The 15,492-nt window shown below is 45.0% G+C and carries 14 protein-coding genes and 1 tRNA gene; all 15 read right to left on the bottom strand.

All coding sequences use genetic code 11. The annotated features are described in order from the left end of the window. Nucleotides 1-235 precede the first annotated feature (235 nt). The 15 genes from BFJ94_RS02600 to vanR all read right to left on the bottom strand — a co-directional run bounded on the left by BFJ94_RS02600 (nt 236) and on the right by vanR (nt 15,143). Nucleotides 236-508 carry an HU family DNA-binding protein gene (locus tag BFJ94_RS02600; protein ID WP_120460927.1) on the bottom strand — a complete coding sequence of 91 codons (273 nt, stop codon included), beginning with the start codon at nt 506-508 and terminating at the stop codon, nt 236-238. Between the two features lie 210 nt (nt 509-718). Next, a complete protein-coding gene (tnpA, locus tag BFJ94_RS02595; RefSeq protein ID WP_120460925.1) occupies nt 719-1,192 on the bottom strand; it encodes an IS200/IS605 family transposase in 474 nt (157 codons plus the stop codon). Nucleotides 1,193-1,372: 180 nt separating this feature from the next. After that, nucleotides 1,373-1,576: a cold-shock protein gene (locus tag BFJ94_RS02590; RefSeq protein WP_120460923.1), complete on the bottom strand. Its 204-nt coding sequence runs from the start codon at nt 1,574-1,576 to the stop codon at nt 1,373-1,375. A gap of 389 nt (nt 1,577-1,965) precedes the next feature. Next, nucleotides 1,966-2,049: transfer RNA gene (locus tag BFJ94_RS02585), tRNA-Leu, on the bottom strand. Between the two features lie 97 nt (nt 2,050-2,146). Beyond that, nucleotides 2,147-3,319 (bottom strand): NAD(P)-dependent malic enzyme, encoded by a 1,173-nt coding sequence (locus tag BFJ94_RS02580; protein WP_120460921.1) that lies wholly within the window; start codon nt 3,317-3,319, stop codon nt 2,147-2,149. An 820-nt stretch (nt 3,320-4,139) separates the two neighbouring features. After that, nucleotides 4,140-5,147, bottom strand: a complete 1,008-nt coding sequence (locus BFJ94_RS02570; protein ID WP_120460919.1) for a PHP domain-containing protein — start codon at nt 5,145-5,147, stop codon at nt 4,140-4,142. A 19-nt stretch (nt 5,148-5,166) separates the two neighbouring features. After that, nucleotides 5,167-5,991 (bottom strand): alkaline phosphatase family protein, encoded by an 825-nt coding sequence (locus tag BFJ94_RS02565; RefSeq protein ID WP_120460917.1) that lies wholly within the window; start codon nt 5,989-5,991, stop codon nt 5,167-5,169. A 4-nt stretch (nt 5,992-5,995) separates the two neighbouring features. Further along, complete coding sequence (locus BFJ94_RS02560; RefSeq protein ID WP_120460915.1) at nt 5,996-7,039, bottom strand: ABC transporter ATP-binding protein; 1,044 nt, start codon at nt 7,037-7,039, stop codon at nt 5,996-5,998. Then, on the bottom strand, nt 7,036-7,845 hold the full coding sequence (locus BFJ94_RS02555) for an ABC transporter permease (RefSeq protein WP_120460913.1): 810 nt from the start codon (nt 7,843-7,845) through the stop codon (nt 7,036-7,038). Before BFJ94_RS02555 ends, BFJ94_RS02560 begins: the two co-directional genes overlap by 4 nt. After that, on the bottom strand, nt 7,845-8,765 hold the full coding sequence (locus BFJ94_RS02550; RefSeq protein WP_120460911.1) for an ABC transporter permease: 921 nt from the start codon (nt 8,763-8,765) through the stop codon (nt 7,845-7,847). Before BFJ94_RS02550 ends, BFJ94_RS02555 begins: the two co-directional genes overlap by 1 nt. 82 nt (nt 8,766-8,847) lie before the next feature. Further along, entirely contained in the window at nt 8,848-10,206 is a 1,359-nt protein-coding gene (locus BFJ94_RS02545; protein ID WP_120460909.1) for an IS4 family transposase, read from the bottom strand. 161 nt (nt 10,207-10,367) lie between these two features. After that, complete coding sequence (locus BFJ94_RS02540) at nt 10,368-11,495, bottom strand: ABC transporter substrate-binding protein (RefSeq protein ID WP_120460907.1); 1,128 nt, start codon at nt 11,493-11,495, stop codon at nt 10,368-10,370. A gap of 277 nt (nt 11,496-11,772) precedes the next feature. Continuing rightward, complete coding sequence (locus BFJ94_RS02535; RefSeq protein WP_120460905.1) at nt 11,773-13,200, bottom strand: VanZ family protein; 1,428 nt, start codon at nt 13,198-13,200, stop codon at nt 11,773-11,775. A gap of 121 nt (nt 13,201-13,321) precedes the next feature. Continuing rightward, nucleotides 13,322-14,452 (bottom strand): sensor histidine kinase, encoded by a 1,131-nt coding sequence (locus BFJ94_RS02530; protein ID WP_162944129.1) that lies wholly within the window; start codon nt 14,450-14,452, stop codon nt 13,322-13,324. After that, complete coding sequence (vanR, locus tag BFJ94_RS02525; protein WP_120460903.1) at nt 14,442-15,143, bottom strand: VanR-ABDEGLN family response regulator transcription factor; 702 nt, start codon at nt 15,141-15,143, stop codon at nt 14,442-14,444. The genes BFJ94_RS02530 and vanR overlap by 11 nt, the downstream gene beginning before the upstream one ends. Nucleotides 15,144-15,492: the final 349 nt, after the last annotated feature.

Raw genomic sequence — 15,492 nt, 5'->3', positions numbered from 1 at the left:
ACACAGGAAATCATTTCTCCAATTATCATTTATCATCGCTTTCCTTGCTTATGTCCTTCTTTAAATTGCTCAAATTGGCTGCTTTTCTCTCCAAACTCTGTTTGGAATAAAAATTAATAATGTCATCAATGGTAGAAAATGCGCCGCTAACGTTCGAATCATGTGTACTTGTTTTGATAAAAAACCGCTTTCTGATGTGGTTACATCTTTTTTATATTAGCATTTGACGTTATGTTTAATTCAAAGCCTTTTTCAGAGTGACTCCTGCCGTGAATACAGGAACTTTACCTGCAGGAAGTTCCACTCTTTCACCGGTTTTGCGGCTTCTTCCCATGCGTGCTTCACGAGTACGGACATTAAATCTTCCGAAGCCTACTAGTTTAACTTCTTCGCCTTGCTTTAGAGCTTCAAAAATCGAGTCCAGCACATGTGTTACTGCCTTTTCAGCATTCTTTTTTGAAAATCCACTAGATTTCGCCACTTCTTCGATCAATTGTTCTTTGTTCATTTTCAATACCTCCGCTTATTTTATTTACGAAGATGACAGTCCTCGTGCATAGATGTAAAATAGGAACAAATCATGACCACCCGTCCAACGGGTGGTTTGCACTTGGGGTATAACCCCCTGTTGCCAAACTGCGCCTAAAGACGCTAGCCTGACCACAAATCTGTTCAGGCTCAGTGTAATTTGTCACTTTCACTAACCAGTTAAACTGGTTTATTTCTTTTTGCTCCTGTTACTGCTAAACGGATCTTCGTACTCTTTTACACTCAACTTATCTATTGCTTGGTCATGTGCTTCTTGTTCACGAATGTATTTTGCTACGGTTGCTTCATTTAGGCCCACTGTACTTACATAATAGCCTTCTGCCCAAAATTTTCGATTCCCATATTTATACTTTAGTTGCGCGTGCTTTTCAAAGATCATTAGCGAACTTTTCCCCTTCAGATATCCCATGAATGTGGACACGGCTATCTTTGGGGGGATCGCTACCAGCATGTGTACATGATCTGGCATCATATGACCTTCCAGGATGTCCACTCCCTTATACTTACATAAACGTTTGAAAATTTCGATTAAGTCTTTCCTCACTTGATTATAGATCTCTTTCCGTCTATACTTCGGGGTGAACACAATGTGGTATTTGCACATCCACTTCGTGTGAGCTAGACTATAGCTCTTGTTTGCCATCTAAGACCATTCCTTTCAATTGAGCCTGAACATCTCAATTCTATCGGGATGGTCTTATTGGTCAAACCCTCGATCCCTCCACCCGCATAGCGGGTGGTTTTTTGTTTCGCGCGTTTCACGCACTCAACTGGCTAAAGCCATAATAAAAAACTGCCCCACATTTAGGGCAGCTCGAAAGATTTAATAGAGTTTAGAAACGTTCTCAGCCTGCGGTCCACGATTGCCTTGGGTCACATTGAACTGGACGCGTTGACCTTCATCCAACGACTTGTAACCATCACCCTCAATCGCACTGAAATGAACAAACACATCGTTTCCGTCTTCGATTTCGATAAAACCGAAGCCTTTTTCAGCATTAAACCATTTAACTGTACCTGTTTGCATAGGATTCCTCCAAAAATCAAATTATTTAACACAACTATTTCAATGGCCACTAATAAAGATTAGCGGCCATTAGGCATTTTTAGAATCCCATACTTGATGTCCGCTAATGTATCAAAGTTAAGAATACCATATCCGATAATATAAGTCAATATTTGGAGTAAATGCGCAGTTACACCGCTTGGCACTAATTATGGGACAGGCGTCACTGCATTAGGGCAGCCTGCTCAGACGAGGGGAGCTTCGATAACATCGAGGTTATGATGCCGTTTGCCAGCGGCAGCTTGGAGCAAATTCCCACAATAATAGATGCTGTTGCCGATCCCAAGCATACAAAAAAGCCCCTGAATATCCGCAAGAGAAATTCAAGAGCTCGTTCATTGTTAGATTGATGCGGTCGAGAGGACTCGAACCTCCACGGGGGTTAGCCCACACGGACCTGAACCGTGCGCGTCTGCCAATTCCGCCACGACCGCATATTTCGTTGATGCAATGTTTTGCAGCAACGAAATATAATATACCATGTATTTATGAGTGAGTCAATCAAAATTTCCTAACATTACATTTTGCAAACTATATCCTTGCGACTCCCGTCTTCCGGGCGATGCGGATTACTGCTTCACTAACGGCATTACTCACTCTCTTGTCGAAGGCGTCCGGGACGATGTAATTTTCATTTCGTTCCTCAGCCTTCACCAGCTTTGCAATACTCTGAGCCGCAGCAAGCTTCATCTTGTCCGTAATATTCCGTACTCTTGCCTCCAAAGCACCTCTGAAGATGCCTGGGAAGACAAGCAGGTTATTGATCTGATTGGGGTAATCAGATCTACCTGTGGCCACTATTCTTGCTCCACCTTTAACAGCATCCTCCGGCATTATCTCCGGTACCGGGTTGGCAAGAGCAAAGACGATACCGTCCGGATTCATGGATTGCACCATGCTCTTCGTCAACACCCCTTCAACCGACACTCCGATGAATACATCCTTACCCTTAATAATATCTGCAAGGGTTCCGGTCTCGAAATCCCTATTCGTAACCTTGGCGATTTTATACTGGGCCTCGTTCATTGAGCCGGCCTTCTCCGAAATGGCACCGTTAATATCGCATAGCACCATATGCCTTACCCCCGCCGCCAGCAGCAATTTCGCTATAGCAATGCCCGATGCGCCCGCGCCGTTGATCACGATGCGTATACTATCCAAAGACTTATCAACAATCTTCATTGCGTTGTACAGACCGGCAAGCACTGCGACAGCCGTCCCGTGCTGGTCATCATGATATACGGGAATATTTAGAGTTTCCTTCAGCTTATCCTCGATGTAGAAGCATTCAGGCGCTTTTATATCTTCTAGATGAATACCTCCGAAGCCAGGTGCGATAACTTGAATAGTTCTTACAATTTCATCTGGATCCAGGCTATCGATACAGATCGGGAACGCGTTCACATTGCCAAATTTCTTGAGCAGCAATGCCTTGCCTTCGATAACGGGCAATCCTCCCTCAGGGCCGATGTTGCCCAGCCCTAAAACGGCGGTCCCATTCGTGACAATAGCTACGGTGCTGCCTTTGATCGTGTACTCATAGGCTTTTTCTTTATCTTTGGCAATTTCCTTGCAAGGTTCCGCTACCCCCGGCGTATAGGCCAGCTCCAGATCATGTTTGTTATTAAGTGGTACTTTAGTTGCTATTTCGAGCTTACCGTGTCTCAACCTATGTGCCTGTAACGCCTCTTCCTTAATGCTCATTGTCCCAACCCCCGGCATAATTGATAGATCTGTTCGGCTCTTATCATTCCTTCTTAACCTAAACGGATAACATTAATGACCGACCTGTCTTTCCATTCTGACAGCGCTTACAGCGTATCCCCCCTCACTTCATTGACTCAGGGTTGCCAACGACCAAGTTGCCAGAACATCTACCGTATACCCGGCGTTATGATGTATATCACCAGTGGACATTCATATAATAACACGCGCCGTCCTTTATGGGAATCGATAATGGCGGAAACTTAAAAATCCTATGAGAGTAAGCCTTGGCAAGCTGAAGTCTTTGTCCCTATGTTCCTAACATACGGACATCACTGTTCTAGATATGCCCTCCGTCAGGTTCTTAGAACCCCCTTTGTTGCTTTACTATATTAAAAAGCTCGTAAATCCCCGGAGATGGAAATTCACGAGCTTATTTGTTATTTAGTACAGTGCCACGTTGAAGTCCTTCCTTACTTTAGTTTAGCTACACTAACAGCGACCTGCTCAATTTGACGGCTGCTCAGGAAACCGTCAGGGGAGCTAAGCGTCACCGTCCGGTCGTCCATTTGGAAACCGAGCATCGGTGTATCAGAAGGTGTATACCATTCCGCGGCTGGTTATCGCCGTCCTGTTGCGTTTCCAGTCGAATCTGATGGCTAACGTCATCAAACTCTACGTGAATTCCAGCCATGTTGGAAATCGCCCGCACCGGCAAATACGTCGTATTTTGGTAGGTAATTGGCGCCAGCTTTTTACCGTTGCTGTCTGTTAAGGATTGAACAGCTCCGGAGAAGAAATGGTTGCACTGCCCTTACGATTACCTATCATTATTTATGGGTACTAACAACCGCTTCCCGTCTCTGAAGGCCACAAGCTCTTTATAACCCATACGTTCAGCATCCGCTCTGGCTTGATCCAACAGCATCCCGATATCATCCGGAAAATGTGCGTCCGAGGACAGAGTGAGCGGAACCTTGTATTCAGCCAGCACAGAGAGAAATAAGGGACTCGGACAGCTCTCCTCGATCGGGTAACGGTAAGCAAGTCCTGTATTAATCTCGGTAATGACCCCGCATTGCACCATTTCCTTCGCCAGCATTCGATAATATGGAAGCAGCTCCTTCTCGTCAACTGGCCGGAAGCCGAATACCTTAAGGTTGTCGGGATGGGCGATAATATGAAACAACCCGGACACGCAAGCCTGCCTCATCAGCTCGTAATAGTGCTTATAGGTTTGAACCGGGTCTCTACCCTCAAATTCATGTCTCGTCTCGGGATTGTCAAACCCCCAGCCATCCAAGAAATGAACGGACCCAATGACATAATCCCACTCGTACCCTGCGAGGATTTCCCTCAGCTCCCGTTCTCCACCCGGGAAAAAATCAGCCTCGATTCCCAGGGCAATATCCGGTCTTGAGGCCTTTGCCTCCGTTAAGAAGCGAACGAAATCGGGAAGCGACGCCACGCATACCTGATCCAGCCATGCTTGCTGCACTCTCCCGACAGGGCTGTCGTCCAGCAGCATATGTCTCTCGTAATACGGCCGACATTCGCGAAATCGGTATAAATGATCTACCACGCCGAACTGTCCGATTCCTCTTTTACGCCCCGTATTCAGAAAGCGATCAAGCCATTCCTCATTATAGCAACCCTGCTCCATTCTATGCGACAGGAGCTTGGTCATTTCCTCCCCATATTGCAGCGTATGATGACCTAATGAGACATCCCGTTCAGGCTCTGTAGAGGCAAGCGCCTGCAAAGTGCGGGATAACCAACGCAGCGAATAGGGACCCTCCTCCAGATGAAAATGCATATCTACCTTCACTCGTCGTATCCTCCTTGATCTAATTCCATGCCAGCATGGCTTCCGAAGTTTTAATCCCCAAATAATGGCACATTAACGGTGCCAAATGCAGCTGCGATATTGCCCATGTCTGATCCGGCATTAAGGAAGGCGAAGGCAGCTCGCCGAACACGTAGAGCGGAACATTCCGTTCTTCAGGCTCGGTTCCTCCATGATGACCCATCGCATTCATCCCATGATCGGACGTGACTACCACCTGATACCCTTGTGAGCGCCACATAGGAACCAAGGTGGCCAGTATTCCATCTGCAACACGTACTGAACCCGCATATTCCTTGCTTTCACCCCCATACTTATGGCCCATGTCGTCGATGTTCATAGAATGAATATATAAAAAGTGCGGATCGTATACCGATCTTAAATGTTCGGCATCTATAAACAGATGGCTGTCGGGATAGTGATCCTCGAAATAGAATATCCCGTGCTGGATCGGCCTGCTGTCATCATGCTGATGGCGGTCTGAGGCAAGGTTAAATGGAGCGCTGTTATAAAGCTCGCTTACCCAATGATACGCTGCCGCAGCAGTCCTTAACCCGGCTTCGCGCGCGAGATGGAACACGCTCTGTTCATGACTTAACCTCGCAATATGGTTCGCCGTAATCCCGTTTCTCGCCACGTGCGTGCCGGTCAGCAGTACTTCGTACAACGGACGCGAGAGACTCGGCAGCTGGGATTGTACCCGATAACAGTTCACCTCGCCCTGCTCAACAAGATGCTCCATATATCCCAAATACTTGCGGGCTGCATCGTATCTTAATCCGTCCAGTACAACTACGATAAGCTTGGCTTCTCTGAAATGGACCATTATTTTAGGCTCCTTCCTTCTCTAGCTGCAGCAATTGCGTATGATCCAGGGCAAGCTTCACGTGACTCTGCTCTTGAATTCTTAAGGATCGGCCATCATTAAGCGCATCTACGATTAACCTTACGCCGGCAGCATCAATGGCATATCGGATAATATTGCCTAGAATGGATATCGAATGGACAGTACCCTGCACGATTTGCTTACCTTCACGCGAAACTTCGCTTAATAGATCCGGACTCACCAGTAGCAACGCTTCAGGCCGAATGGCGAAGCTGTCTGCATCCCCGTTCACCTTTCCGAATAATCGCATTACCTCAGGACGAGTCAGCACGTTATAGCTTCCCATAAACTGCGCGACAAACTCTGTGCGTGGAATTGCATATAGCTCCTCCGGAGTACCCTGCTGAACAATACTTCCCTTATTCATCAGGCATACCCGATCGGATAAGGTTAACGCCTCCTCCTGGTCATGGGTCACAAAGATCGTCGTTATATTAAATTTCTTCTGAATCTCCCGGATTTCCGACCGCAGGTTTTTTCGAATTCTGGCATCCAAAGCGCTAAGGGGCTCATCCAACAGAAGAACCTTAGGCTGAACCGCAAGTGAACGCGCGAGCGCGACGCGCTGCTGTTGACCTCCCGACAGCTGCTGAGGATACGCATCCCGTTTATCACCAAGATCAATAAGCTCCAGCAATTCAGCCGATCTTTTACGTCTTGCTTCCTTGGAGACTCCTCTCATCTTCATCCCGTACTCTATATTTTCGCTGACCGACAAATTCGGAAACAGGGCATAGGATTGGAATACCATGCCGATCTCGCGGCTACGGGGTGGCAGGTTCACGATGTCCTTGCTATCGAGCAAAATATGTCCGCCATCCAGGTCAGTCAGGCCGGCAATACAACGCAGCAGCGTACTTTTTCCGCAGCCGGATGGACCCAGCAGCGTAACGAGTTCTCCCTCACGAATATCCAAATTGACATCATGAAGCACCGTAGTATCCCCGAATTGCTTGCGGATACCTTCAAGTCTCAAATATGGTTTCATCCTGATATCCCCTTATTCACTTTTTTGCCTAGCTTCATTAGAATCATAGACAGCACTAGAATAAACAAAAAGTAGGAAATTGCAATGGCGCTAGCCAAATGTCCGCTTTCGTTGACCCTTTGATACAAATAAATCTGGATGGTCTGAATATGTCCGCCTACCAACATGTTCGTTAGAACGAATTCACCAAATAATACGGAAAAGGATAACAATGTAGATGTGATAATCCCTGGCCAAATATTAGGCACAATTACGGTTACGAAAGCTTGCCATCGACCGGCGCCTAACATCTCAGCCGAATGAACCAGTTCAACGGCAGATACCGTTAGTAGACTGTTGCGAATCCCTTGGTACATGTAAGGCAATATAATAATGAAATACGCACCGATCAAAATATACGCTGTACCTGCAATCGGTATCGGCCCCGAGGAATAGGCCCGAATCAGCCCTACCGCTGCAACGACGCCCGGCACGGCATAAGGAAGGACAACGATTCCCTTCATGAACCTCTCCAGCCTGGGCAGATACACCGTAATAATAAACACAGCGGGCAGCATCACGGCGAGGCTCAGCGCTACACTAATGATGCAGAGATATAGCGAGGTCCACAGAGCCTCCGTATACCTGACATCCTGAAGCATCTCCTTGAACCATGCCAACGTCCAGCTCTGCGGCAGGATCGTTGCCTGCCACTCCTTCGCGAACGCATAAATAAACGTAGCAAGCAAAGGAAGAAGCAAATAAACCATCAAGAGCAGCATTAGTGACCGATGACCCCAGCCTGCCTTCTTTCTATGGTTCTCCATTACAGCTCCTCCTTCACTGCCGAGGACTTCAGCTTGGGAAATATCCGTAAGCTCCTGGTATTCTTTGAAGTAAATCCGGATTGAAGCATCTTGGAACGCTGTGTCATTTTATGATTAAGATACACCGCTAGCAGCGTCGATAATGCCAATATAACTGCGAGTGCATTGCCTAGCTGTGGCTCATTGACCACGTCTCCCGCGACCAATGATCCTATCCGAACTGCAAGCAAATTGTAATTCCCGCCAACCAAGGCATAGGCTGTTGCATAGGCCCCCATCCCGTTAGCGAACAAAATTCCCAATGTACCGAAAACAGCAGGCGTCAGAATAGGCAGTCCGATCGTTCTCCAAAACTGCCATTTGCTTGCGCCTAACAGGGAAGCCGCCTCCTTCCACTGCTCCCGAATCCCGTAAAAGGAAGGATACAACAGCAATAAAGCAAGGGGTACCTGAAAATACACATAGACCAGCACAAGTCCTGCCCAGCTATATAAATTGAAATCGGCGAACACGCTCCAGCCCCACTGCTTAAAGAGCAACGTAAATACCCCATTGCTGCCAAGCAGAATAATATAAGCGAACGCAAGCGGAACACCCGCAAAATTCGATGTCATGTTAGATAGCATCAACAACCGATCCCGCATCTTTGGCGAGAATCGCGTAATCGAATAAGCACAAATCAACCCGGCTACAATACCAATCACGCTAGAGAAAATGGAAATCAGCAAGCTGTTCTTAATGGCTTTCAAATAAAATTCGCTATGAATAATCCGCGAGTAATAATCAAGCGTAAAACCTGAACCGTTCCCCTGACTAATGCTTCCCGTCAGCATCGACAGGATTGGAGCTAATTGAAACAGGACGATCATTACTACAAAAGGAACTAACCCCAGTAAGAACCATCGATGACTATGCTTCACGCCCTCACTCTCCTTCTTGTAAAAAAGGGGGCGTCGTTCATCGGATGACGAAGACGCTCCACCTTTAAGCTTGCTCATTAACTCAACTTTCGCAGCTTAATTTCGGCAGGTAGGCCTTGATGTAATTAGGCAAACCAGCGATCCATTGCTGGAGTTGTGTCTGGATGAGTATTGTGATCTTCTTACTGGCCTTCTTGGCGATATCCTCAAGCAATTCAATAAGTTGTGTTAAGGCGACTGCCCAATCTAGTTGACTTACTTCGTCGCACAGCAAATGAAATAAGCCGCCCAGCGTGCGGTTGTCAGTGCTTTGTCGGTGTTGCCATGCCAGCAAAATGTAACGTGAAAAGACAATCGTCGTATGACTAATCAGCAGGTCATAAGAACGGCCCTGAAACTCCTTTTGTAGACGCAGCAAGGATTTGGCGCACTTGAAAAACACTTCAATATCCCAACGAATTCCGTAAATCCGGATAATTTCTTCTTCGGGGATCGAGAGATCGGTGCATAGAATCGCAAGCCATTCCTTCTTCTTCGAGCGGTGGCGGACAAATACCATCATAACCGGAATCCCTGGGGATAACTCGGTACGGATGGAACGTAAGATTCCCTTGTTTTTTCCTTGGACAGGGGTTGCTCTAAAGTAAAGCTCTTGCAAAGTTAATCGGCTTCCGCCAACAAGATAACGCTTCTTGTCATCTTTAACCATGCCGATCACATCCAGACCGCGATCAAGTATCGATTGGATCAATGGGGCATGAGTGAACCAACTATCCATGAGGACGTATGAAGCCTGCACACCCGCTGAAAGCGCCCGATCAATCATCGCCGGAATGACTTCAGGAGCAGGAAGCAAAGCTTCAACTCGCCGCTTGTAGCCGGACGTACGCTTATCAATCTCTTGCATGATGCCGTTCACTTGAGACTTCATCGAAGCAAGCAAGGAGAAGTCCACCGGAATGAACGTATGGCCATCTGACCAACCTAGAGTAAGCATACGAAATCCCTTATAGTAGCACCCCGTTGCATGGTCTTTAAATCGGGAAAGCAGTTCAACCGCTTTGCTGCGATTGCGCTCGAACATGGAGTCGTCAACTACAAATACGGATACGCGATCTTCTCCCGTTAGCGGTTGAATTTTCTCAATTGTAGAGGAACTGAGCAACGACAGAAACCGCCGCCATGCATAGCCGCTGTGATTCAGGAAGCGATAGACCGCATCTTTGCCAGGAAAGGATGCACCTTTCTCGCTTTCCAGTAGACGAAACCAGTTCTTGTGGTGGAACAAAAGGACAAAGACAAGCTGGAATAAAAACGAACAGGTATAACCGAATTTCTTTTTAAAGCCCGCTGTTCTTAGGTGTTGCAGTACTTTTAGTTCTTTAAAGGCTGGTTTAATTTCATTTGGAAGTTGATTCTGCTGTACGTTTTGTTCTATCATGTAGAGGACACCTCTTCTGCGTGGTAGTGATTGCTTAGGACACTCTCACTTTACCAAACGAAGCGGTGTTTTTCTATTTTTACAACTTCCATATTGAATCGACATTCTACCCAGTAACACCATGTAATAAGGCTAGTTTTCGCTCTGCGAAAGTTGAGTCATTAATTCATATGAACAAGTACGCGTTCCTGCCAAAGCTGCGGAAGAGTCTTCGCGGTTTCTTCCCATACCTTGTAATCGTTAACCGGCTTCACGTTGGTATAGGCTTCTGCAGGCAAAAGCTTGGCGGCTACCTCTTCAGGAAGCTGTACGCTGTCACGAATCGGTCTCGCATAACCTTTAGCCAGGTTAATCTGGCCGTCGTCGCTTAGAATATATTCGCGGGCAAGCTTGGCGGCATTTGGATGTGGAGCATATTTGTTGATAATCGTTGCATAGCCGCTTACTACGCTGCCCTCTTTAGGAATAGCCACGCTGAATTTATCCGCACCCAATTGATCCTTATAGTTGAGTGCATTAAAGTCCCATAACAGCGTAACTTGAACCTCGCCCTTCTCTATGTTGGCCAGTGAAGCTTCTGCATTGGACAGACGTCCCTTCTTCGCAAGCTCTTCAAAGTAAGCAATTCCCGGCTCGATGTTCGATTCATCGCCGCCATAAGCTATTGCAGCCGCTAACACAGCCATTTGCGCTTGCGCTGCTTTTGTTACATCGCCAACAATGATTTTATAGTCCCCGTTCTTGAGTTCCTCCCAGCTTTGCGGTGCGGATTGAACAAGCTGTGTATTCGTAAAGATCGAGATAGAGCCCTGGTAGCCGACCAGCCAGTGGCCTTCGCTATCCTTAGCCCAGTCCGGAATTTCATCCCAATAGGAAGTTTTATAGGGCTGTGTGACACCCTTATCAATCGCAACCGATCCGAAGGCAATACCTACGTCACCGATGTCGGCAGTAGGCTTGTCCTTCTCCGCCTCGAATTTGGCGATTTCCTCCGCGCTCGACATATCTGTATCTGTGTGAGTAAGAGAGTATTTGCTCTTGAGATCCTCCCATGTCCCCTTCCAGTTCGCCCAGGAATCCGGCATGCCAACGCTTGCGACAGAGCCTTCTTCCTTCGCTTTGGCTTCCAGATCAGTTACTGAGATTTCTTCCGTTGCAGGAGCAGCGCTCGCATTTCCGCTTGTAGTTGCTTCTTTGCTGCTGTTTGAACCTCCACAAGCTGCCAGCATCAAAACAAATAAGCTTAGAACAAGACCCAATCCTAATTCTTTCTTTAACCAAGGTTTCATGTTTTATCGCACTCCCTGTGAATTAATGTGGGTTCATGATATATTCTCGTTGTTTCAGGCCCTCTTAAAGTATAGAAAGTGACTATTTGCGCGGGATTAACTGAAGGGTTTAAATTTATTAATTGCCGGTAAAAGTAGCTGGTTTTGTATTGGCAGCATTAAAAGGAGTGTTAAAGGAGCGGCGCTATGAAATTATCACCGCTTTCAAGACAAATTGAAACAGCGCGCACCGATTAAGTATCGGTGCGCGCTAGCAGCTTATTGGCAAGTAAAGTTGTTATTTAATTAAAGCAGGAATTTGACAATCCCATAAATTATCCTCATTGTTAATATATCCAGTAAATTGATAAACCGGCTGATAAAATCCTTTTGTATCGTAAACATAAGCGAGCTTATATTCCTTTATCCACAAGGTATCCCCCTGCTGGAACGGGACATATTGTTCAAAGTTCCCCTCTTCAATTTCTTTAAATGCTGCTTTGGGAGAAATAATTTCTTCTGCGGCTACAAATTCATTCCAGCTGATTCCGTAATATATGGAGGAAAGCTCCAAATCGCTATCGAACTGTATTAAAATCGCGCCGGATGTGAATGCGGTTTTGGAAGTTGACAGGTTGTTCTCTTCCGGTATCTCCCATCGAAGCGTATCGTTATTTTGTATACTGAATACAGCGGAATTGGGAAACAGCCCACTTTCTTTTAGCCAGTTTTTATAAAAGTCTGCATAGTTCTTTGCCGCCTTCTCTTTCAATGCAGCGGGATCACGCCATGTTGTGTAGCTCCATTGTCCTGTCCTGAAAAAGAAGTTGAGTTGAACATTTTCACGATTTGGACTTTTTCCAATGTAAACACGATTTTCACCTTCACGGCGTTGAACACCAGAGAAGGTCACATCTTCCGATTCGGAAAGTTTAGCGATTATTTGTTCTATATAATTGTGATCTTCTGTATATTTATTTTTATACATGGAGGCCGTTGCCGGTTGATCCGATAAGGAAAGGTCAGTGTTAATATGAACCTTTGACATATCCTGTTTTGATGCAGGAAGAATAGGCATATTTCCGTAAGGCTGCTGCTCATAAACAAACGACACGGCACCGATTATCATTCCAATGAGACATGGGAATATGAGCACTTTGCCAATGGGAGCAAAACGAATGCGCTTTTCTCTAACAGTAGAAATAATCGCCATTATGCAGAAGTATCCAAACAAACTTCCAATACAATTGTGAAATAAATCGTCAAGTTCAAATATCCCCGTTCCTGTCAATAATTGTACGATTTCAATACAGATAGTCAGCCCAATAGATGTAAAAAAAGTGACTTTAAACTTTTCTGCTTTTTTCCAGAGAAGCGGTAATAAAAATCCCAATGGTGTAAACATCAGCATATTGAAGATAATAAGCTGCAATTCGCTGATTGACCACTTATTCCATGCGTTCAAATAGGCACTGAAAAAGTCGATGTTAAAGCTTCCGGTGAAGTTTGCACCGCGGCTTAAGGTGGTCAGTGCCAGTACCAGCAACAACCAGCAGCATAAAAGAAACAGGACAATCCACTCTGTTTTCGACATACTCCTTTGGCCATGAAACACCTTTTTATATACCATGTAGCCGAGAGAGAGGGTAAGTGCCAATACAAGGCCTCCGATGAGTGCAAACACACCCCATCGAAGCAACGCTTGAGAAATTGTAATAAAGTCCATGAAACATCCTCCGTCTATATATTGTAGTTATAGGCAACAGTCTTTGTAATCAATAACTACAATATAAAACATTTGTGCCGCATAAAATTTAATACTTTCTTGATTAATTCCTAAGAAAATACTAAGATGCGGTGTCATTTAACGGAAGTGTAATTATAAAAGAAGTTATATGTTCACGGCTTTCCACAGTAATTGATCCACCATGCAAAATAATAATTTCTTTCGCAATGGCAAGTCCCAATCCCGCGCCCCCGGTATTACTTGTTCGAGCTTCGTCAAGACGATAAAACTTTCCAAATATAGCATCGCATTTTTCAGGAGGTATTGTATCTCCTTTATTTTGAAATGTAATTGTTACGGTATTGCTACCGCTTTTTTGGGCTGTGATTTGAATCTCTGTATCTGGGTAGCTATAAGCAGTCGCATTTTTCAAAACATTAGTAAAAACTCGCCCTAACTTTTCAGCATCTCCATAAAGCATTAGTTCTTCTTCTGCATGTAAAACGGCAGTATTTCCGCGTCTTGACAAAATGGGCAGCAGCTCATCGGTTAATTGTACCAGCATATAGTAGAGGTCTATATCTGCTTTTTCTATATTAATTTGTTGTAGGTTATAACGTGTTATTTCAAAAAACTCATTGATCATTTTTTCCAGCCTGTATGCTTTATCGAGTGCAATATGCGTGTATTTTTTTCTCTGTTCAGGCGGCATATTCTCCACTTCTTCCAGCAAGTTTAAATATCCTATTACAGAAGTAAGCGGAGTGCGGATGTCGTGGGCAAGGTACATCACAAGTTCGTTTTTACGCTGTTCCGCTGATTGCGCTTCCAGCTTCCGACGTTCCAAGGTTTGTTTCATAGCGTTTAGCCTTTGGGTGATGGCAGTGAGTTCTCTCGATAAGTGGATTTCCTCCGAATTGTCGATGAGAAGCATCCCCATGCTTTGCTCAACATCACACAGTGGCTTGGTAACATAGCGTAAGAATATACGAATTATGAAAAAAAATACTACACCGGTAAGCAATACTAATAAAATGAAAAATGGCCGGTATATGTTTTGTGCTACAAAAAAACCCACTTGAAGGAAATCCGCTGCGATCTGAGTAACCCATCTTCCGCCGATGCTGCTCCAATGGAAAAAATACATTAGACCAATCGCTAAAAGAAAGGCAGCCAATACTCCAATCAGGGCAAAGAAAATTTTAACTTGCAAACGGGTATAATCAAGTTCTTTTTTACTTTTACCCTTCAATTTTATATCCTACCCCCCATATAGTTTTGATGTACTTTGGATTTTCTAACGTATCATTCATTTTCTCCCTTAAATGACGAATATGAACGGTAATCGTATTGTTACTCTTACTGTAATACTCGTCCTTCCAAATTTTACGAAATAATTCTTCTGCACTCACAACACTACCTTTATTCTCTAACAGGATACGGAGTATAGAAAACTCGGTAGGAGTAAGGGTCAGTGGCCTTTCGTCCAAGAGACACTCGTGATTTTTAATATCCATTAGTAAACCCGAATGTACAATTACGGGTTCTTCATGATCCGCAGAATGTGACGGATTATATTTTTTATATCTTCGTAATTGTGCCTTTACCCTCGCTACCATTTCAAGAGGACGAAATGGCTTTGTAATGTAATCATCTGCACCTAATGTCAAACCTGTGATTTTATCAATTTCTTCATCTTTTGCTGTAAGCATAATGATGGGGTAAGTATATCTTTCTCGAATTTTCTGACATAGCTGAAACCCATTCATATCTGGCAGCATAACGTCTAATATTGCAAGGTCAAGTTCAACTGTATCAATACAGGTAAGAGTGTCCTTTGCTGAATAAAATTTATAAACCGTATATCCTTCATTTTTTAAATATAATTCAACTAAGTCCGCAATTTCCTGTTCGTCATCCACAATAAGTATTTTTTCTGACATAACTGGAATGCTCCTTTCCTGTGCGTTCGGTATATCGGTTCCGTTTCTCCATGTCCTTAATATAACTTATTTATCGCCTCCTTGCGTCACGCACTATGGCGAGGCTTTTTCCAAGATGTCGCTGCTAACTCTTTGACGCCGGGATAAATCGGCATTCTGTCGTAAAGCAGTTCCTCCACCGTTTCGTTTTTTGAGCGCACCGACCGTTCACTCCCTCTCCTCCAACTGAGGGTCTCACGCAAAAAAAAGCCCCGAAGGGCAAATAAAGCCGCAATTCGGATCGCATTCCGTTTCCCGTCTAGAGCTTTCTCTCGTACTTCGCCCTAAACAATTGCCCTTATTATGGCAT

This window comes from Paenibacillus aceti (assembly GCF_003614185.1).
GTDB classification, from domain to species: domain Bacteria; phylum Bacillota; class Bacilli; order Paenibacillales; family Paenibacillaceae; genus Fontibacillus; species Fontibacillus aceti.
Note: the sequence above shows the minus strand (reverse complement) of the source record. Positions and strands in the feature narration are given on the sequence as shown.